This window comes from Blautia sp. BCRC 81119, assembly GCF_003184505.1.
GTDB lineage: Bacteria > Bacillota > Clostridia > Lachnospirales > Lachnospiraceae > Blautia_A > Blautia_A fusiformis.
This window is the reverse complement of record NZ_QJHD01000019.1, coordinates 45146-65740: the sequence shown is the minus strand read 5'-3', so window position 1 is coordinate 65740 and position 20595 is coordinate 45146. Positions and strand designations below refer to the sequence as shown.

Annotated in this window: 17 protein-coding genes, 2 tRNA genes and 1 riboswitch; of the genes, 14 read left to right on the top strand and 5 right to left on the bottom strand. The window is 44.4% G+C overall.

The window, feature by feature from the left end:
- The first annotated feature begins 52 nt into the window (after positions 1-52).
- From topA to DMI82_RS12035, 9 genes are all read left to right on the top strand, one after another.
- Positions 53-2125 (top strand): type I DNA topoisomerase, encoded by a 2073-nt coding sequence (gene topA, locus DMI82_RS12075; RefSeq protein WP_021651815.1) that lies wholly within the window; start codon positions 53-55, stop codon positions 2123-2125.
- 146 nt (positions 2126-2271) lie between these two features.
- A complete protein-coding gene (gene codY, locus DMI82_RS12070) occupies positions 2272-3057 on the top strand; it encodes a GTP-sensing pleiotropic transcriptional regulator CodY (protein ID WP_015524350.1) in 786 nt (261 codons plus the stop codon).
- Between the two features lie 297 nt (positions 3058-3354).
- Entirely contained in the window at positions 3355-3639 is a 285-nt protein-coding gene (gene groES / locus DMI82_RS12065) for a co-chaperone GroES (protein ID WP_021651813.1), read from the top strand.
- 47 nt (positions 3640-3686) lie between these two features.
- Positions 3687-5306 (top strand): chaperonin GroEL, encoded by a 1620-nt coding sequence (gene groL / locus DMI82_RS12060; RefSeq protein ID WP_021975898.1) that lies wholly within the window; start codon positions 3687-3689, stop codon positions 5304-5306.
- A gap of 117 nt (positions 5307-5423) precedes the next feature.
- Positions 5424-5927 (top strand): DUF6106 family protein, encoded by a 504-nt coding sequence (locus tag DMI82_RS12055; RefSeq protein ID WP_021975899.1) that lies wholly within the window; start codon positions 5424-5426, stop codon positions 5925-5927.
- A gap of 67 nt (positions 5928-5994) precedes the next feature.
- Complete coding sequence (guaB, locus tag DMI82_RS12050) at positions 5995-7449, top strand: IMP dehydrogenase (protein ID WP_021975900.1); 1455 nt, start codon at positions 5995-5997, stop codon at positions 7447-7449.
- A 112-nt stretch (positions 7450-7561) separates the two neighbouring features.
- Positions 7562-8278: a peptidoglycan recognition protein family protein gene (locus DMI82_RS12045; RefSeq protein ID WP_044961668.1), complete on the top strand. Its 717-nt coding sequence runs from the start codon at positions 7562-7564 to the stop codon at positions 8276-8278.
- Between the two features lie 97 nt (positions 8279-8375).
- Positions 8376-8457: riboswitch (ZMP/ZTP riboswitch) on the top strand.
- An 86-nt stretch (positions 8458-8543) separates the two neighbouring features.
- Positions 8544-9257: an IMP cyclohydrolase gene (locus DMI82_RS12040; RefSeq protein ID WP_015524355.1), complete on the top strand. Its 714-nt coding sequence runs from the start codon at positions 8544-8546 to the stop codon at positions 9255-9257.
- 38 nt (positions 9258-9295) lie between these two features.
- Positions 9296-10480: a phosphoribosylaminoimidazolecarboxamide formyltransferase gene (locus DMI82_RS12035; RefSeq protein WP_110103451.1), complete on the top strand. Its 1185-nt coding sequence runs from the start codon at positions 9296-9298 to the stop codon at positions 10478-10480.
- Between the two features lie 164 nt (positions 10481-10644).
- Here the strand turns inward: DMI82_RS12035 and DMI82_RS12030 are convergent.
- Together DMI82_RS12030 and DMI82_RS12025 are read right to left on the bottom strand one after the other, a co-directional pair.
- Positions 10645-10717, bottom strand: a tRNA-Gly gene (locus DMI82_RS12030).
- 166 nt (positions 10718-10883) lie between these two features.
- Complete coding sequence (locus DMI82_RS12025) at positions 10884-11573, bottom strand: lysozyme family protein (RefSeq protein WP_044961647.1); 690 nt, start codon at positions 11571-11573, stop codon at positions 10884-10886.
- Between the two features lie 162 nt (positions 11574-11735).
- Between DMI82_RS12025 and DMI82_RS12020 the strand changes: the two genes are divergently transcribed.
- Positions 11736-12815, top strand: coding sequence for a 3D domain-containing protein (locus DMI82_RS12020; RefSeq protein WP_015524358.1), 1080 nt, complete (start codon positions 11736-11738; stop codon positions 12813-12815).
- A 104-nt stretch (positions 12816-12919) separates the two neighbouring features.
- Here the strand turns inward: DMI82_RS12020 and DMI82_RS12015 are convergent.
- A tRNA-Phe gene (locus tag DMI82_RS12015) sits at positions 12920-12992 on the bottom strand.
- 130 nt (positions 12993-13122) lie between these two features.
- Positions 13123-14307, bottom strand: coding sequence for an iron-containing alcohol dehydrogenase (locus DMI82_RS12010; protein WP_015524359.1), 1185 nt, complete (start codon positions 14305-14307; stop codon positions 13123-13125).
- A 312-nt stretch (positions 14308-14619) separates the two neighbouring features.
- On the opposite strand from DMI82_RS12010, the gene DMI82_RS12005 reads away from it, so the two are divergent.
- From DMI82_RS12005 to DMI82_RS11995, 3 genes are all read left to right on the top strand, one after another.
- On the top strand, positions 14620-15522 hold the full coding sequence (locus DMI82_RS12005) for an NAD(P)/FAD-dependent oxidoreductase (protein ID WP_021651805.1): 903 nt from the start codon (positions 14620-14622) through the stop codon (positions 15520-15522).
- A gap of 49 nt (positions 15523-15571) precedes the next feature.
- Positions 15572-15871, top strand: coding sequence for a thioredoxin (trxA, locus tag DMI82_RS12000; protein WP_021651804.1), 300 nt, complete (start codon positions 15572-15574; stop codon positions 15869-15871).
- Between the two features lie 102 nt (positions 15872-15973).
- Positions 15974-17797 (top strand): DUF6020 family protein, encoded by a 1824-nt coding sequence (locus tag DMI82_RS11995; RefSeq protein ID WP_110103450.1) that lies wholly within the window; start codon positions 15974-15976, stop codon positions 17795-17797.
- Here the strand turns inward: DMI82_RS11995 and DMI82_RS11990 are convergent.
- Complete coding sequence (locus DMI82_RS11990; RefSeq protein ID WP_110103449.1) at positions 17794-18474, bottom strand: Crp/Fnr family transcriptional regulator; 681 nt, start codon at positions 18472-18474, stop codon at positions 17794-17796. The two genes, DMI82_RS11995 and DMI82_RS11990, sit on opposite strands and share 4 nt — an antisense overlap.
- Positions 18475-18850: 376 nt before the next feature.
- Between DMI82_RS11990 and DMI82_RS11985 the strand changes: the two genes are divergently transcribed.
- Entirely contained in the window at positions 18851-20536 is a 1686-nt protein-coding gene (locus DMI82_RS11985; protein WP_110103448.1) for a B12-binding domain-containing radical SAM protein, read from the top strand.
- Positions 20537-20595 lie beyond the last annotated feature (59 nt).

The following is a 20595-nucleotide window of genomic DNA, read 5'->3' as shown; positions in this document are numbered from 1 at the left end:
GCAGGAGTTTTTAAGCCGGACAGGAAGGCAGAATGAGATTAGGAGAGGTAAAATGGCCAAAAATCTGGTGATAGTAGAGTCACCTGCTAAAATGAAGACAGTAAAGAAATTTCTGGGGGCAAATTATACAGTAGAAGCGTCCAACGGTCATGTGAGGGATTTTCCCAAGAGCCAGTTTGGTATTGACGTGGACAATGATTTTGAACCGAAGTATATCACAATACGAGGAAAAGGTGAGCTTCTTGCAAAACTTCGTAAAGAAGCAAAAAAAGCAGATAAGATCTATCTTGCAACTGACCCTGACCGTGAGGGAGAAGCAATTTCCTGGCATCTGATGCAGGCTTTGAAGACAGATACTGCAAAGATGCACAGGATCACATTTAATGAAGTAACAAAAACAGCAGTTAAGGCGTCCATCAAGCAGGCCAGGGAACTGGACATGAATCTGGTAGATGCACAGCAGGCAAGGCGTATGTTGGATCGTATGGTAGGTTATACCATCAGTCCGCTGCTCTGGGCCAAGGTAAAAAGAGGTTTAAGTGCAGGCCGTGTACAGTCTGTGGCACTGCGTATCATCTGTGACAGAGAAGATGAGATCAATGCATTCATTCCTGAAGAATATTGGAGCCTGGAGGGTGAATTTCAGGTAAAGGGTGAGAAGAAACCGTTGACAGCCAAGTTCTATGGAACAGATAAAAAACTTCCGATCAGAAACCGTCAGGAAATGGATGAGATTCTGAAAAGTCTGGAAGACTGTAAATATGAGATCACAGAAGTAAAAAAAGGTGAGAGGATCAAAAACGCTCCCCTTCCGTTTACCACAAGTACTCTGCAGCAGGAAGCTGCCAAGACACTGAATTTTTCTACGCAGAAGACTATGCGCCTGGCACAGCAGTTATATGAAGGTGTGGATGTAAAAGGCAGTGGTACGGTAGGTCTGATCTCCTATCTGCGTACAGATTCTACTCGAATTTCAGAGGAAGCAGATGCAGCAGCAAGAACTTATATTTCTGAGCAGTATGGTTTGGATTATGTTTCTCAGACAGAGAAGGCAATCAAAAACGGACAGAAGATACAGGATGCTCATGAGGCGATCCGTCCTACAGATATTGCGAGGACACCAGTTCTGGTGAAGGAATCCCTGACCAGGGATCAGTTCCGTTTATATCAGCTGATCTGGAGACGTTTTGCGGCGAGCAGAATGGCACCGGCACGTTATGAGACCACGTCTGTCAAGATCGGAGCAGGTGAGTATGTGTTCACGGTTGCAGCATCCAAGGTTGCCTTTGATGGCTTTATGTCTGTGTACACAGAAGAGGGCGATGACAAAAAGGGCAATGTTTTAAGTCAAAGTCTTGAAAAGGGTATGGAGCTGAAGCTGAAAGAACTGAAGCCGGAGCAGCATTTTACACAGCCGCCGGCACATTACACAGAGGCTTCACTTGTAAAGACTATGGAAGAGCTTGGAATTGGACGTCCGAGTACGTATGCGCCGACCATCACAACGATCATCAGCAGACGCTATGTATCCAAGGAACAGAAAAATCTTTACGTCACAGAGCTTGGAGAGGTTGTTAATAATATTATGAAACAGGCTTTTCCAAGTATTGTGGATGTAAACTTTACAGCAACTATGGAGGGGCTTTTGGACTGCGTGGAAGCAGGTACCGTACAGTGGAAAACGGTTGTACGTAACTTCTATCCGGATCTGAAGCATGATGTGGATGAGGCTGAGAAAGAGCTTGAGAAAGTTGATATACAGGATGAGGTTACGGATGTGATCTGTGACAACTGTGGCCGCAACATGGTGATCAAGTACGGTCCTCATGGAAGATTTCTTGCATGCCCCGGATTTCCGGACTGCCGTAATACAAAACCATATTATGAGAAGATCGGTGTTGCATGTCCGAAGTGCGGCGGCGAAATTGTCATGAAAAAAACGAAAAAAGGCAGAAAATATTACGGATGTGAGAATAATCCGGAATGTGATTTTATGTCCTGGCAGAAACCTTCTGCAAAGAAATGTCCGAAATGTGGTAATTATATGCTCGAAAAGGGAAATAAGCTGGTTTGCAGCCAGGAAACCTGCGGATATGTGGAACAAAAACCAAAAGATGAAGATTGATTGAATAAATGCTTTTCTATTAATTTTCAGAAAATCCCGTTAAAAATAAAAAAAATATAAAAATGTCTTGTAAATTTCCAGAATAACGTGTAATATTAGACTAGAAAAACGATTTCTTTCAAGGTACGAAAGTGAAAGGAGGAAAAATGAGCGTTCAGTTGCTAGATAAAACTAGAAAAATCAATAAGCTTCTGCATAACAGCAGCTCAAGCAAGGTAGTGTTTAACGACATTTGCCAGGTGCTCATGGAAACCTTAAGTTCCAATATCCTGGTACTCAGTAAGAAAGGTAAGGTTCTGGGAGTCAGTATCTGCCCGGGTGTGGATGAGATCACAGAGCTGATCGATGACAAGATCGGCGGACATATCGACCCGTTATTGAATGAGAGATTTCTTGGTGTTCTTTCCACAAAGGAGAATGTCAATCTCCAGACACTTGGCTTTGAGCATGTACCCGGAAATTATCAGGGAATCGTGAATCCGATCGATATTGCAGGTGAGAGACTGGGAACGTTATTCATGTACCGCAATGATCATCCCTATGATATTGAGGATATTATCGTCAGCGAGTATGGTACAACAGTTGTTGGCCTGGAAATGATGCGTGCGGTTCATGACGAGAACGCAGAAGAAGACAGAAAACAGCAGATCGTTAAATCGGCATTCAGTACACTGTCCTTCTCAGAACTTGAGGCGATCATCCATATTTTTGATGAGCTGGATGGGGATGAGGGTATCCTGGTTGCCAGCAAGATCGCTGACCGTGTAGGTATCACCAGATCCGTGATCGTAAATGCACTGCGTAAATTCGAGAGTGCAGGTGTGATCGAATCCCGTTCATCCGGTATGAAGGGAACTTACATTAAAGTTCTTAATGAAGTGATCTTTGATGAGCTTGAGGAGATAAAAGCACAGAGAAGCAAGAAGGCATAATGTGATCAGCACTGTCAGATGCTTGATATAAGATAAAGAACGTGACAAAAGAGACTTCCCGCTAGCGTGGGAGTCTCTTTTTTGTCTGTTTCATAAAATTAAAATAAATAATGAAATTAAGAAAACAAGAGAAAACAAGAGCATAAAAGAGATAAAACCAGAATAATATAGAAAAACCATATCTTAAAAGGGTTGCGAAAATATGTGAAATTCACTAATATAGCCATAGTGATTAGCACTCGTATAAAGTGAGTGCTAGCAGACGAAGATGAAACTTATAAAGGAGGAACATAGATCATGAAGTTAGTACCTTTAGGCGACAGAGTAGTATTAAAACAGGTTGAAGCAGAAGAGACAACAGCATCCGGAATCGTACTTCCGGGACAGGCACAGGAGAAACCACAGCAGGCAGAAGTTATCGCAGTTGGTCCTGGCGGAGTTGTAAATGGCAAAGAAGTAAAGATGGAAGTAGAAGTCGGAAACACTGTTATTTACTCCAAATATGCAGGAACAGAAGTTAAGATGGATGGTACGGATTACATCATTGTAAAACAGGAAGATATCCTGGCAGTTATTAAATAATATAAACATCTTATCGTATATCAATATAAATAGGAGGTCATTTTATCATGGCAAAAGAAATTAAATATGGCGCAGAAGCAAGAGCAGCACTTGAAGCTGGTGTAAATAAACTTGCAGATACAGTAAGAGTAACACTTGGACCGAAAGGAAGAAACGTAGTACTTGACAAATCTTTCGGTGCTCCGCTTATCACAAACGATGGTGTTTCCATCGCAAAAGAGATCGAGCTTGAGGACGGATTCGAGAACATGGGTGCTCAGATCATCAAGGAAGTTGCATCCAAGACAAACGATGTAGCAGGTGATGGTACTACAACAGCGACTGTACTTGCTCAGGCAATGGTTCATGAGGGAATGAAGAACCTGGCAGCAGGTGCCAACCCGATCATCCTCAGAAAAGGTATGAAAAAAGCAACAGATGTTGCAGTAGAAGCGATCAAGAACATGAGCCAGGCAATCAACGGCAAAGAGCAGATCGCTAACGTAGCAGCAATCTCTGCAAGTGATGAGCAGGTTGGACAGCTTGTTGCTGATGCTATGGAGAAAGTTTCCAAAGACGGTGTTATCACTGTTGAGGAGTCCAAGACCATGCATACAGAGCTTGACCTTGTAGAAGGTATGCAGTTTGACCGTGGATATATTTCCGCATACATGTCCACAGATATGGAGAAAATGGAGGCAACTCTTGATGATCCGTACATCCTGATCACAGACAAGAAGATCAGCAATATCCAGGAGATCCTTCCACTTCTTGAGCAGGTTGTTCAGGCCGGTGCGAAACTTCTCATCATCGCTGAGGATGTTGAGGGTGAGGCCCTTACAACTCTGATCGTCAACAAACTGAGAGGAACCTTCCAGGTAGTAGCTGTAAAAGCTCCTGGCTATGGTGACAGAAGAAAAGAGATGCTTCAGGATATCGCGATCCTGACAGGCGGACAGGTGATCTCCGATGAGCTTGGTCTTGACCTGAAAGAAGCTAAGATGGAGCAGCTTGGACGTGCAAAATCTGTTAAAGTTGCAAAAGAGAACACAGTTATCGTTGATGGTCTCGGTGACAAAGATGCCATTGCAAAACGTGTTGCACAGATCCGTGCGCAGATCGAGGAGACAAAATCCGAGTTTGATAAAGAGAAACTTCAGGAGAGACTTGCAAAACTGGCTGGCGGCGTAGCTGTTATCCGTGTAGGTGCTGCTACTGAGACAGAGATGAAAGAAGCAAAACTTCGTCTTGAGGATGCTCTTGCAGCAACAAGAGCAGCTGTTGAGGAAGGTATCATCGCAGGTGGCGGATCTGCTTACATCCATGCTTCCAAAGAGGTTGCAAAACTTGCAACAACACTTGAAGGAGATGAGAAGACAGGTGCTTATGTGATCCTGAAAGCTCTTGAGGCTCCGCTGTTCCACATCGCTGCAAACGCAGGACTGGAAGGCGCTGTTATTATCAACAAAGTAAGAGAGTCTGAGATCGGTACAGGCTTCGATGCTCTCAATGAGAAATACGTAAACATGGTTGAGAACGGAATCCTTGATCCGGCTAAGGTTACAAGAAGTGCTCTTCAGAATGCTACAAGTGTTGCATCTACACTCCTTACAACAGAGGCTGTAGTTTCCACAATCAAAGAAGATACTCCGGCTCCGGCTGCAAACCCGGGAATGGGAATGATGTAATTATCAGCTGAGCAGGTGAAATAATTAATTCACAAAATGAGAGGGCCTGCGCCATAGACGCGGCTCTCTTTTTGTGTTATAATCAAAAAGTCAGTAAATTACGAAAGGAAGAAACAAATGAGTGACTTATATTCAGAGCTTCTGGTAAAAAAGAAGCAGACAGCGAAAGATCTGGTTGTGAAATACGGTCTGATAGCGCTGACGGTGATCATGGTCCTGGGAGGCCTTGTGCTGAATGTACTTTTGCTGGTACCGGCTATTGCACTTGGTATTGCATGTTATTTTGTAATACCGAAGACAGATCTGGAGTACGAGTATCTGTTTGTTAACGGAGAACTGGACATTGATATGATCATGTCAAAATCAAAAAGGAAAAGAGTGAAATCGCTCCAGCTTGCGGAGGCAGACCTTGTGGCACCATTAAAGTCCCACAGAATGGACTATTATAATGGCAATCAGAAGATGAAAGAGTATGATTTTTCATCAGGAATTGAGGATCATAAACGCTATGCAATGATCATAAGAGACAGTGGAGAAACCTGCAAAGTGATCCTGGAACTGGATGACGCACTTGCAAATACCATGAAAAATTCTGCACCAAGTAAAGTTTTTTTGGATTGACATGAATCTTGTTTTTTGTTACACTAGTTCACAAATTTAAAATATCTTACACAAGGGAGGAAATGCAATGGGTACTATTATTGGTGAAGGCATTACGTTTGATGACGTCCTTCTGGTTCCGGCTTATTCTAAAGTGATTCCGAATCAGGTAGATGTTTCAACGTATTTAACCAAGAAAGTAAAGCTGAATATCCCCATGATGAGTGCGGGAATGGACACAGTTACAGAGCACAGAATGGCAATTGCCATGGCCAGACAGGGTGGTATCGGTATCATCCACAAGAATATGTCCATCGAAGCACAGGCAGAAGAGGTTGATAAGGTTAAACGTTCTGAGAACGGTGTTATTACAGATCCATTTTATCTTTCACCGGAGCATACACTGAAAGATGCCAATGATCTGATGGCGAAATACCGTATTTCCGGTGTTCCGATCACAGAAGGCAGAAAGCTTGTAGGTATTATCACAAACCGTGATCTTAAATTTGAGACAGATTTCAGCAGAAAGATCAAGGAGTGCATGACTTCTGAAGGACTGATCACAGCCAAGGAAGGAATCACACTTGAGGATGCCAAGAAGATCCTTGCGAAATCCCGTAAGGAGAAATTACCCATTGTAGATGACGACTTTAATTTAAAAGGACTCATTACCATCAAGGATATCGAGAAACAGATCAAATATCCGCTTGCAGCCAAGGATGCACAGGGACGTCTTCTCTGTGGTGCGGCAGTTGGTATCACAGCCAATGTACTTGCACGTGTAGATGCACTTGTGAAAGCGAATGTGGATGTAATCGTAATTGATTCCGCACATGGTCATTCTGAGAATATCTTAAAAGCAGTCCGCGAGATCAAGGCTGCATATCCGGAACTTCAGGTTATCGCAGGTAACGTTGCAACAGGAGCAGCTACCAAGGCACTGATCGAAGCTGGTGTAGATGCAGTTAAAGTTGGTATCGGACCTGGATCTATCTGTACCACACGTGTTGTTGCAGGTATCGGTGTACCGCAGGTTACTGCTGTTATGGATTGCTATGAAGTAGCCAACAGCTACGGAATCCCGATCATCGCAGATGGTGGAATCAAGTATTCCGGAGACATCACCAAGGCTATCGCGGCAGGCGCCAATGTCTGCATGATGGGCAGCATGTTTGCTGGATGCGATGAGAGCCCGGGAACATTCGAGCTCTATCAGGGAAGAAAATATAAAGTATACCGTGGAATGGGATCTATTGCAGCTATGGAGAACGGCAGCAAGGATCGTTACTTCCAGGAGAACGCCAAGAAGCTTGTTCCAGAAGGTGTTGAAGGACGTGTTGCATACAAAGGACACGTTGAGGATACCGTATTCCAGTTAATTGGCGGTTTAAGATCCGGTATGGGTTACTGCGGAGCAGAGAACATTGAGAAGCTGAAAACAACAGGCAGATTCATTAAGATCTCCGCTGCATCTCTCAAGGAGTCACATCCACATGACATCCATATCACAAAAGAGGCTCCAAACTACAGTGTAGATGAATAATAAAGGAAAAAAAGGTAAGACCGGTAAAAAGTCACCCAGGCCGTCCCATAGCGGGCGGCCTGTTTCCGTAAAGAAAACTTCCTCCGGGTCTTCCAGAAGAAAAAAGAAGTCTTTGAGAAAAAAGAACCCGATCAAGATCCTACAGAGGATTGTGCTGATATGTATCATTGTGATCGTTGCTTTTGCTGCGTGTGCGTTAGGATACGCATTTTTTGAGATGCGCATGGAACAGAGTGAAACTCAGTCCGGACAGGAAGAAATATCCGGGAATGCCAGCGGAAATGGCGGACCGGAACAATGGCAGGCAGAAGGAGCACCTTTTATTGATGTGGAGCTTCTGACACCGAATTCCTATTCCAGACCACAGATTTCTATCGAACAGGTAAATTATATAGCCATTCATTATACGGCCAATCCGGGATCTACTGCCATATCCAACCGGAATTATTTTGAAAATCTTGCGACAACGCAGGACAACAAAGTCAGCAGTCATTTTGTGATAGGTTTGGAGGGAGAAGTGGTACAATGTATTCCCACTTCAGAAATATCCTATGCCACAAATTCCAGAAATGTAGATACCATATCCATTGAATGCTGCCATCCGGATGAAACAGGGCAGTTTAATACAGCAACCTATGATTCGGCCGTAAAGCTGACAGCGTGGCTTTGTACACGCTTTGGACTGACTTCGGATCAGGTGATCCGTCATTATGATGTCACAGGTAAAGACTGTCCGAAGTATTACGTGGAAAATCCCGATGCATGGATCCAGATGAAATCAGACATTGCAGCACAGATCCAGACAGATTATGCATTACAGGGGAAATAAAGTGTTATTGTTTATTTTGTGAGCAACAAGAAGTCTGGAAAAATAATTTCTGAAAATAGGGGCTTGAAAATTAAGAAGAAGTATTGTAGTATAACAGCAGAAGCTGCATGACTGGCGGAAAGTAGGATTACCTACAGGGAGTGCAGTGAAGTGAGAAGCCGACCGCCTGGGCAGCCTGATAAGGGGTGTCCAGGCGGTTTTTTGTTACCGTTCATATCCTGGGATAAGCCCCGGGCCTTACATTAGACAAGGAGGACTGTGAAAAATGACGACATTTTCACTTGAAAAAGAACTGAAAGAAAATTCCTATCCGGGAAGAGGAATTGTGATCGGACGTTCCGCTGACGGGAAACATGCAGTTACTGCATATTTTATTATGGGAAGAAGCGAGAACAGCAGAAACCGTATTTTTGTTGAGGATGGGGAAGGAATCCGTACACAGGCTTTTGATCCGTCCAAGCTTACAGACCCGAGCCTGATCATTTATGCACCGGTACGTGTCCTTGGAAATAAGACCATCGTAACAAACGGTGATCAGACAGATACGATCTATGAGGGAATGGACAGACAGCTCACCTTTGAACAGTCTCTCCGCAGCAGAGAGTTTGAGCCGGATGCGCCGAACTATACACCTCGTATTTCAGGTGTTCTTCATGTTGAAGACGGTAAATTCAATTATGCGATGTCTATTTTAAAGAGCAATAACGGAAATCCGGATTCCTGTCTTCGTTATACATTTGCCTATGAGAATGCGGCGGCAGGACAGGGACGTTTTATCCATACTTATAAATGCGATGGAAATCCACTTCCAAGTTTCGAGGGAGAGCCGAAGCTGGTAGAGATCCCAAGCGATATTGATGAGTTTACGGATCTCCTCTGGAAGAGCCTGAACCAGGATAATAAAGTTTCTCTCTTTGTTCGTTTTATTGACATTGAGACAGGAAAATATGAATCCAGGATCGTAAACAAGAATAAATAAGAAAATAGGGATATCACAGAGAACGGAGGAGCTTTTTCATGAAAGAATTACAGTTAAAATACGGATGTAACCCAAATCAGAAACCATCAAAGATCTATATGGCAGATGGAAGTGAGCTTCCGATCCAGGTACTCTCCGGAAGACCAGGATACATCAACTTCCTGGATGCCTTTAATGGCTGGCAGCTGGTACGTGACCTTAAGAAAGCAACCGGACTTCCGGCAGCAACTTCATTTAAGCATGTATCTCCGGCAGGTGCTTCCATCGGACTTCCGCTGAATGAGACACTGGCAAAGATCTACTGGGTAGGTGATATGGACTGGAAGAATTTTTCCCCGCTTGCATGTGCGTATGCAAGAGCAAGAGGTGCAGATCGTATGTCATCATTTGGTGATTTTATTTCTCTTTCTGATGTCTGCGACAAAGATACCGCAATGCTGATCAAGAGAGAGGTTTCTGATGGTGTGATCGCACCAGGATATACAGAGGAGGCTCTTGAAATTCTGAAGCAGAAGAAAAAAGGCAATTACAATGTGATCCAGATCGATGAAAACTATGTTCCAGAACCTTTGGAGCACAAACAGGTATTTGGAGTCACCTTTGAGCAGGGCCGCCAGGAGCTGGCAATTGATGATGCGCTGATCTCCAATATTGTAACAGAGAATAAAGAGCTTACGGAAGAAGCCAAGAGAGATATGAAGGTTTCTCTGATCATCCTGAAATATACACAGTCCAATTCTGTATGCTTTGTTAAGGACGGACAGGCTATCGGCGTTGGTGCAGGACAGCAGTCCCGTGTACATTGTACACGCCTTGCAGGTCAGAAGGCAGATAACTGGTATCTCCGTCAGTGTCCGAAAGTACTGGAGCTTCCGTTTAAAGACACGATCACACGTGCGGAGAGAGATAATGCCATTGATGTTTACATTGGTGAGGAATATATGGATGTCCTTGCAGATGGTGCATGGGAAAAGACATTCACAGAGAAGCCGGAAGTGTTCACAAAAGAAGAGAAGAGAGCATGGCTGGATGGTCTTACCGGCGTGACACTGGGATCCGATGCATTCTTCCCATTCAGTGATAATATCGAGCGCGCATATAAGAGCGGTGTAAAATATATTGCAGAGCCGGGTGGATCTGTACGTGATGACGCAGTTATCGATACATGTAATAAGTATGGAATGGTGATGGCATTTACAGGAATCCGCCTTTTCCACCACTAAAAGATGCATGCCTTGGCCATGATATGCAGCTGAAATAAAAGATAAAAAATATAAAGTCCCGAATCTGAATTTCTGGAAAAAAGAGATCAGACCCGGGACTTTTTGATCGAAAAAGGATAGTTTTAAAAATAAAAAAGAACTCTGAAAAACTCAGAGTTCTGAAGAGCGATAGACGGGGCTCGAACCCGCGGTCTCGACCTTGGCAAGGTCGCGCGTTACCAACTACGCCACTATCGCATATGTCTTATCGTTTCAAGTGTTTCCCTCAGCAACAAGACATATATTAGCATAGATTTTATATTCTGTCAAATGTTTTTTGGAATTTTTTTGAAATTATACACAACATATAAAGTTTATTCCAGACGTCTGAAATAGAACTTGTATATGACAATATTTCGGTGGTTTATGAGTTATTGTCTAAGTGGTAATAGCGCAAAACATGATCCGGATAGTATTGGTCACCATAGTCCCATGGACCGGCAGGATCATGAAGGGGATCATCTTCATCACGTTGTGTGCCGCCGCTTGCCATCTGAGCAAAGGCCTGAGCACTTTGGGCCGTCCACACAGTCTGACCGTTTTCTTCCAGATAAGCAAAATAGGAATCGGCTCCGAAATTGTATGCCTGCAGAGCCAGACGGATTTTGGAAAGATCAGTCGGACCGGTACAGACGGCCTTTTCCAGAGCATATTTCAGTTCCTGGATGCCACAGGAAATAGAGTAAGAAGGATCTGTGATACCATTGGGCTGCTGAGGATATCTGGTGTTGTAGGCTCCTTCTGAGGACTGCATGGGATCGGTACCCTGTCCGGAGCTTTCCTGCATCATCACAGCCAGGATCAGGTCTACATAGTCGGACATATCATATTGTGCTGCTTCGCTGGAAACCTCATCGCGATAAGCTTCACAGGCTGCATTGATCTGATGGGTTTCCTTCTGCCTGCCGGAAAATTTGGAAAAACGCAGAAGGATACAGCCCACGATCAGCAGAAAAAGACATGTCAGAAAGATCTTCTGCCTTCGCACCTGCTGTACACGGAGTTTGTGGCGCTGTTTTTTAGTAAGGGTTGGTTTCTTGTGTTTTGTATTCATATAAGTATTGTATCCGTTACGGATAGATTTGACCAGTTAAAAAATATGATCTTTTTGTTAAAAATTTCTGAAGACTGTCCTGTGAAATTGCAAAATATGATCTGATATGCTATGATAGTCGGGACAAACCGTAGAATGCCGGAATAAAGGAGGCAAGATTTCATGCGAAAAAAGCTTCTGGCAGTTATTTTATGTGCTTCTATGCTTTTCCCTGCATCCGTATCAGCAGAGGTACTGGGATATGAAGCAACATTGGATACATATACAAAGGAGAAAAAAACACCTCAGCAGTTTCAGATCGATGATGGGGCGGGAAATACAGTAAATGCTCTGGCGAAGAGTGATACGCTTTATGTTACAGCGAAAAATACGGAAATCCGGTCCAATCCGGGAGACAGTGGTACAGAGCTGCGTTCTGTGATCCTGGGAACGAAGCTTGAAAGAGTTGCAGTCTGTGACAATGGCTGGAGCAAGGTGACCTTCCAAAAGAAAGGTGAGGACAAGATCATCGGTTATGTTTCGGACAGCGTGCTCAGTGATACGGAGATCGTAAATAAATTTACAGATACAGTTACAGCGGCACAGGACAGTGATATCCTGGATTATCCCGGCAAGAAGGACGGAGAGGTTGTAGGAGAGGTCCTTCAGGATGATGAGCTGAAAAGAACAGGTACGGTAGATGCTATCTGGAGCAGGATCGTTTACACAGATGACAGTGGTTCAGATCACGTCGGCTATATTCCGACCAGCTGTCTGGAAGGTTATCAGGCTACGGAAGTGGCCAAGGCAGAGCAGGAAAAGAATACAAAAGCAGGATCCCTTACTAAGAGTTCCGGGGAGGGCGTTTTTGCGGATGCGGTGGATGGTGTAACTTCCACAGGTGGTTCCGGAAGTACCGCAGCTGGCGTACAGATCGGAACGCCGGTATCAGTATCTTCGGACGCGACATTGAAACCACTGGGAACATTCCGGATCACGCATTATTGTCCGTGTAGCATCTGCTGCGGACCATGGGCGAATGGAATTACTTCCACAGGAGTAACGGCCACTACCAACCGTACGATCGCAGTGGATCCGAGTCAGATCCCATACGGTTCCAAAGTAGTGATCAATGGACAGGTTTATGTTGCAGAGGACTGCGGAGGAGCGATCCGGACCAATTGCATTGATGTATATGTGGCAACACACTCCGAAGCAGAGCAGAAGGGCGTGTTTTATACAGAAGTTTATTTGCTTCAGTGATCAGAAAAAGACTGCTGTAGATTCCACAAGGGATTTGCAGCAGTTTTTTGTATAAAAAAACTCTGACCAGCAGAGGCTATTCTGCGATCAGAGTAAAAAAATAATGCCCAGAGCCGGAATCGAACCAGCGACACGAGGATTTTCAGTCCTCTGCTCTACCAACTGAGCTATCTGGGCATGTCTCTTTCGAGTACTTTGTTACTTTAACACATTTATGTAGAGAATGCAAGGAAAAAATAAAAAAAGCAGATGTTTTTCTGAAAAATCTGATTTTCAAAAAAACATCTGCAATATTATGGCTACAGATTTATCTGGCAGCAAGATAGATTTTTTCCATATCTTTCATGTTCAGCTGTTTGAACACACCGATGGTACGGGTGTCTTCAAAGCTGCATTTAAACGCTAGATCATGGATCTCCTTTTCTGTAAGATCAAGACCAAGCTCATGAAGGCTGGTAGGCATCTGGATGGAACGGAAATAATCTTCCATGGCTTCTATGCCGGCAAGAGCAGTTTTGTTGAAGTCGGTACTGCAGGGAATGTCAAAGATATTGACTGCAAACTGGGCAAAGCGTTCCGGATTTGCATCATAAACGTAACGTGCCCAGCTTCCCCACAAAGCGGCAAGACCGGCTCCGTGAGCCACATCGTAGGTGCCGCCCAGTTCATGCTCCAGCTGGTGACAGGCCCAGTCACCACCGCCGGTTCCGCAGCCGGTAAGTCCATTGTGGGAAAGACTGCCGGCCCACATGATCTCTGCCCGTGCAGTATAATTATCCGTCTCCTTCATCAGGATCCGGGAGTTATAGATCACGGTCTGCATCAGAGATTCGCTGATACTGTCGGTGATCTCCATGGTTTCGATATTTACAAAGTACCGTTCCATAGTATGCATCAGGATATCCACACAGCCGCTTTCGGTCTGATATTGCGGCAGGGTATAGGTGAGGCGGGGATTTAAAATAGCAAAACGTGGGCGGCACAGATCGTTGCGGGCACTACTTCGTTTCAGCCAGCCCTCTTCATTGGTGATCACACAGGATCCGCTCATTTCACTTCCGGAAGCTGCGATCGTCAGGATAACGCCTACAGGAAGACAGGCTTTTGGGGTTTCGGTGCGGAGAAAAAAGTTCCACACATCTGTATCCGGATTGGCAAGTCCATAGCCGATGGCCTTGCAGGAATCAATAACGCTGCCACCGCCAACAGCCAAAAGAAAATCAACCTGTTCTTTGCGGCAAAGCTCAATACCTTCACGTACCTTGGAGAGACGGGGATTGGGAACCACACCGCCAAGAGTGACATAGGAAATTCCAGCTTCATCCAGAGAAGATCGGATCTCATCGATCAGACCGGAGCTTACTGCACTGTGGCTGCCATAATGGATCAGTACTTTGCTGCAGTTCTGCTCTTTTAGAACAGTGCCGATCTTAAGGTGTGTATCTTTTCCGAAAATAACCCGGGTAGGGGTAAAATATTCAAAATTTCTCATAGAGATTAGGCTCCTTTTTATGATTCATGATCTATTGATAAATATAAGGAATCTGTTTCCTTACAGGTCAAGCAGATATTTATGATCCCGCAGGGGTATCATCTTGATTCATTTAATTGGTTTAAAGTCGTTATAATAATAGCATAGAAGAGAAACAGACGCAAATAAAAGCTATTGAAAAAAAGGTGTAATTTTGGGGGAATGTGATATAATGACTTCTGTGAAGGAAAAGTGACCTGATCACAGAAACAGACCAATGCGAAGCGTATATTATAGAACAGATCCAAACGAAGAAGAAAGCAGGTGTCTGAAATGGAGAATATCATTATCATAGGAGCAGGTCCGGCCGGGATCTCGGCAGCACTTTATGCGGCAAGAGGAAATATGGATCCGCTGATCATAAATACAGGAATCGGTTCACTGGAAAAAGCGGAGAAGATCGAGAACTATTACGGACTGGAGCAGCCGCTGTCCGGCAGAGAACTTTTCGAAAGAGGTCTTGCCCAGGCAAGAGCACTTGGAGTACGGATCCTGGATGCCCAGGTTGTGGGAATGGGTGGTTTTGATACTTTTGAGGTGAAAACTACCGCAGGAGATTTTGAGGCACGCAGCGTGATCCTGGCAACCGGAAGCAGGAGAGCTTCTGCCAGGATTCCGGGAGTAAAGGAATTTGAGGGAAAAGGTGTCAGCTACTGCGCAGTATGTGACGCATTTTTTTACAGAGGAAAAGAAGTGGCAGTGCTTGGAAACAGTGATTTTGCTCTTCATGAAGCAGAAGAACTTTCTCATACCGCTTCCCGTGTGACGATCTTTACAGATGGAAAGAAACCGGAATTTTCAAGAGAAAATCCGCTTCCGGTTAACACCATGAAGATCCAGGCAATCGAAGGGGATGAGCGTGTTTCCGGCATCCGCCTGAAAAGTGATGTGTCCATGCAGGAAGCAGGTACCGGAGCAGATTCTTTTGTGCCGGCAGAGGGAGTCTTTGTGGCACTTGGTACAGCCGGAAGCTCGGAGATGGCCCGCCAGATCGGAGCGGAACTGAATGAAAAAGGAAATATCCGGGTCAATGAAGAGATGGAGACTACAGTTCCGGGACTGTATGCAGCAGGTGATTGCACCGGTGGACTTCTCCAGGTGGCAAAAGCTGTTCATGACGGTGCCCAGGCAGGACTTTCCGCCTGTCAGTATGTGCGGAAGCTTCTGAAGGCGTAAGCATAAGCTGATACTAAAAATAAATACAGGATCAAGGAGGAATTTTATCATGGCAAAAGTTTTTACAACAGACAATTTTGAAACTGAGGTATTAAAGGCAGAAAAGCCGGTACTGGTAGATTTTTGGGCAACCTGGTGCGGACCATGCAGACGTCAGGCTCCGGTCGTGGAAGAGCTTGCAGAAGCCGGATATGAGGTTGGCAAGGTTGACGTAGACAAAGAGCCATCACTGGCACAGCAGTACAAGATCATGAGTATCCCCACACTGCTGGTATTCAAAGAAGGAAAAGAGACCGCACGTTTTGTGGGACTGACATCAAAGACAGAGCTTGAGGCAGCGCTTCAGTAACCAAAACAGAAAACAGAAAAAACAGATACAGCTCTGGGAACCGAAACGGTTTCCGGAGCATTGTTGATTTACTGAAAATTTTAGACAAGGGTTAATAAAAATATGGATGAGAAAATAATAAAAAAGAATGCAGTGCCTGTGATCGCGGCAATGATCACAGCGCTGGCCTTTTCTTTTACGGGCCTTCCAATGGATGGAAATACTTCTGTAGAAAAAATGAGCGATGTTTATAATGGATTGGGATGCACGAGCTTGCTTGCATGGATCCTGCTTCTTATTTTATACGTGAAAGGATGGGAGGGCTACCGGAAATACAGAAACTGGCAGGCACATGTTTTGGCAGTGATCTTTTCGGCGGGAATGCTTCTTGGAACTTCTTATTTTACAAATGGAAACTGGGATTTTCTGTTTGGCGCAAAGAAACAGATCCTGATCTCAGCCGGATGTTTTATAGGATTTTATATTATCTGTGATATGGGAATCACTTATTTCTGGAGGATTCCTGAGATGGAGTTTTTCCGAAAGGCCTGCGGGCGTATCCCGGCCAGAGAGGAAGAAGTAATGTGGTTCCGCCTGGCAAAGATATCTATGATCATTGGATGGACACCGTTTATCCTGGCATTTCTCCCAGGTTCGATCCCGGCAGATGGATTTCGGCAGCTGGATGTATTTTTGGGAGCTATGCCGCTGGACAATCATCATCCATGGGTCCTGACGATGATCATGGGTGGACTGCTGACACTTGGAAAAACTATCTGGTGTTATAATTTTGGAGTATTTTTGATCGTCATTGTGTTTACTTCTGTGGAAATCTGGTGTTACAGTGCGGTAGTCCGCTATCTGTACAGATGGAAGGCTCCAAAATGGATACTTTTTGGTACTGTTCTGCTGTTTGCATTTGTTCCCATATTTGGAAGCTATGCCCAGGCAGTGATCAAAGATGGATTATATACGGCAGTCATTACTTTGTATTTTGCAGTGTATATAGATATTTGTCATTCCTTTTCCAAGAGAAAGGCAGTATATTTATTTCTTCTGGGAATCAGTGTTTGTCTTACCCGAAATAATGGCATTCATCTAGTCCTGCCTTCTTTGATCCTTTTGTTTTTCTTCCTGGTAAAGGGCGCGAGGAAATATGCATTTATTGTGGCTGTCTGTGTTTTTGCCTGTTATCTGGGCGTAGAAAAGGGGGCAGCACCTGCCCTTGGCGTGGCACCTGGATCCCGATGTGAAATGCTTTCGGTACCGTTTCAGCAGACTGCCCGATATCTGAGAGAATATCCGGATGATGTAACCGCAAGTGAGAAGAAAGCGATAAACAGGATCCTGGATTATGATGTTCTTGCCGAGAAGTATAATCCGGAACTGTCGGATCCTGTGAAAATTACATTCAGGTTCAGAGATGATGATAATGATCCTAAATTGGATGGATACATGAACGATTATTTTAAAGCCTGGTTTGCCATGTTCCGTCGTCATCCGGGAGTATATATCCAGGCGACATTGAATAATATCTACAGTTATAATGATCCGTTCCATATGGGAAGAGGACAGCAGGGCGTGTACCGGTTTTACATAGATAAACTGTATCAGAAGAAAGCCGGGATCGATGTCAGTTATGTTGGACCAAAAAAAATCCAGTATATATTCCGGCTTTATGATGAATTATGGATGCGCGCACCTGGCCTGGGACTTATCTTAAGTGCAGGAACGTATACCTGGCTTACTCTGTTGCTGATGGGATATCTTCTGGTGAAGAAGCAATGGAAAAAACTCCTGATCTTTGCCATACCGGTGCTGAATATACTGATATGTCTTGTGTCTCCTGTAAATGGGATGATCCGTTATATGTGGCCGGTAATGACTATTATGCCGATGCTGTTCTGGTGGATCCTGCAGCCGGCACCTAAAACATCTTCAAATTAAAAAGTATTCATCATTTCATAAAGACGTCTTTTATCCAGAATGCGGATCGATCCCCGTGAGATCTGGATAGAGCCGTCTTTATTCATTTTTTTAAGGCTGCGGCTGACAGCTTCTCTGGCACTTCCGATGGAGCGGGCGATGGCTTCCTGTGTGAGAGCGAGTTCATCGGAACCGGTATCTGCAGCTTCATCCAGAAGAAAGGCTGCGATTCTCTGAGTCAGGGTCATAAAAAATGTCCGTTCGATTCCTGCGATCACATCTGAGAAATGTTCAGTTGTCCGTTTGTAGATGAAATTTTCCAGATAGATATTGTTTTTCATCAGCCGGGAAAAAGGAACTGCCGGAAGCAGAAGCAGATCACAGTCTGTTTCTGCATCGATCTGTACATCAAATGTAATGGCAGAAAGCATGCAGGAGGCGGAAAGAGTGCAGATGTCACTGTCCCTTAAACGGTATAGGGTTGCCTCTTTTCCCTGAGCGGACAGTAGATAAACACGGAGAACTCCCTTCAGAAGAAAAAGAGTTCCTAGGCACTGGCGCTCTTCAGACTGTATGGCAGCACCTGCCGGGTAATGAAGCTCGCGAATGTTATCAAGAAGAAAATTCCGATCTTCTTCCGTCATATGTTCCCAGAAGGGAAACACCTGAAAATAATTCAGACAGCTGTTTCGATCCATAAAAAGATTACTCCTTTATAAAAATATATAGTACTCATTTTAACGCTGTTTGGATGGAAATACAACAAAAACGGCATTTTTGCGGCAGGAGGGAAATCCCTGTTTGTTACTGTTCACTCCGTTCTCAGCAACACGCTTCGCGATGCACAGAATTTATGCTGATCGCATAAATTCGCGCGGTATGTCTCGGGTTTTCTGTGACCTTCGCTCACAAAAAACACCTCGCGGAATATTACCAGTGAACAGTAACCCCTGTTTTTCTATTTACATCCGGTGGCGGGAACGTTATAATCATAAAGCGAAAAGGATCAACAGAGAAATAATGAAAACTGCCGGGGAAAGAAATTATCCGACAGAAGTTAGGAGAATATAAAATTTGAAAATCTTACTTGCAGCATGCAATGCAAAATATATCCATTCCAATCTGGCGGTATATAACCTGAAATCCTGTTCCGGAGAATACAGCTCCAGGGTTGTGGTCAAAGAGTATACGATCAATCAGATCAGGGATGACATTTTAAAAGATATTTATCTGGAGCAGCCGGATGTGGTCTGCTTTTCCTGCTATATCTGGAATATTTCCTTTGTCAGGGAGCTGGTGCCGGATCTTAAGAAAATCCTTCCACAGGTGGAGTTTTGGGCAGGAGGCCCGGAGGTATCCTACGATGCGGTGGAATTTCTGAAAAAGAATCCTGCGTTTTTTGGAGTGATGGTGGGAGAAGGAGAGGAAACCTTCCATGAACTGGCAGGTTATTATATAGAAAGAAAACCGGAAACTTTGAGCGGGATCCGCGGAGTAGCTTTTCGTGATGAAAACAAAGGCAGGGATATTGTACACACGGGCTGGCGGGAATTGATGGATTTAAGTAAAGTTCCGTTTGCATACAGCAATCTTACAGAGTTTAAAAACCGCATTATTTATTATGAGAGCAGCAGGGGATGCCCCTTTTCCTGCAGCTACTGCCTTTCTTCCATAGATAAGAAGCTTCGGTTCCGTGATATTGAGCTTGTAAAAAAGGAATTGCAGTTTTTTATTGATAATAAAGTTCCTCAGGTCAAATTTGTGGATCGTACCTTCAACTGCAAGCATGACCATGCCATGGAGATCTGGAGGTATATTACGGAGAATGATAACGGGATCACCAATTTTCATTTTGAGATTTCAGCAGATCTTCTCCGTGCGGAGGAGCTGGCGCTGATGAAAACCATGCGTCCGGGCCTGATCCAGCTGGAGATTGGTGTACAGTCCACCAATCCTCAGACCATCAAAGCCATTCGTAGAACCATGGATTTTGAAAAGCTGAAAGGGATTGTAGAGCAGATCCACAGCTTTGGAAATATCCACCAGCATCTGGATCTGATCGCAGGACTTCCCTATGAGGGATACGACAGCTTCCACAAGTCCTTCTGCGATGTTTACGCACTGCGTCCGGAACAGTTTCAGCTTGGTTTTCTGAAGGTGCTGAAGGGCTCACACATGATGGAAATGACAGGGGAATATCAGATTCTTTACAAGGATCGGGAACCCTATGAGGTACTTTCCACAGCCTGGCTGACCTACGGGGAGATTTTAAGGCTGAAAATGGTGGAAAGTATGGTGGAAGTGTATTATAATAGTGGGCAGTTCAAAAATACCCTTGTATTTCTGGAGAAGTATTTTGACGATCCTTTCCGGATGTATGAGGCACTTGGCAGATTTTATGAGAAAAAAGGATACTCGGAGATCTCTCATTCCAGGATGAGGCGCTATGAGATCCTTATGGAGTTTGCCGGAGAACAGAAAGAGATCCCGTCGGAAGCACTTTCCGATGTAATGCTCCTGGATCTTTATCTTCGAGAGAATTTAAAGAGCAGGCCATCCTTTGCTTCAGACCAGAAGCCGTATGAGCGGCTGATCTGGGATTACCGGAAAGCGAAAAAAATCCCGAAAACCGCCCATATCGAGGTGTTCCGGGATGGAAAGAAGCTTCTTTTTGATTATACAGACAGGGATCCTTTGACCAACAATGCGCAATTAACGGATATTACAGATGAGGTGAATGATAATTATGGGAATGTTTGATCCGAAAAAAAGAAAAGTGATCACAGCGATCATCGCAGTTATTCTGGTACTGGCAATGG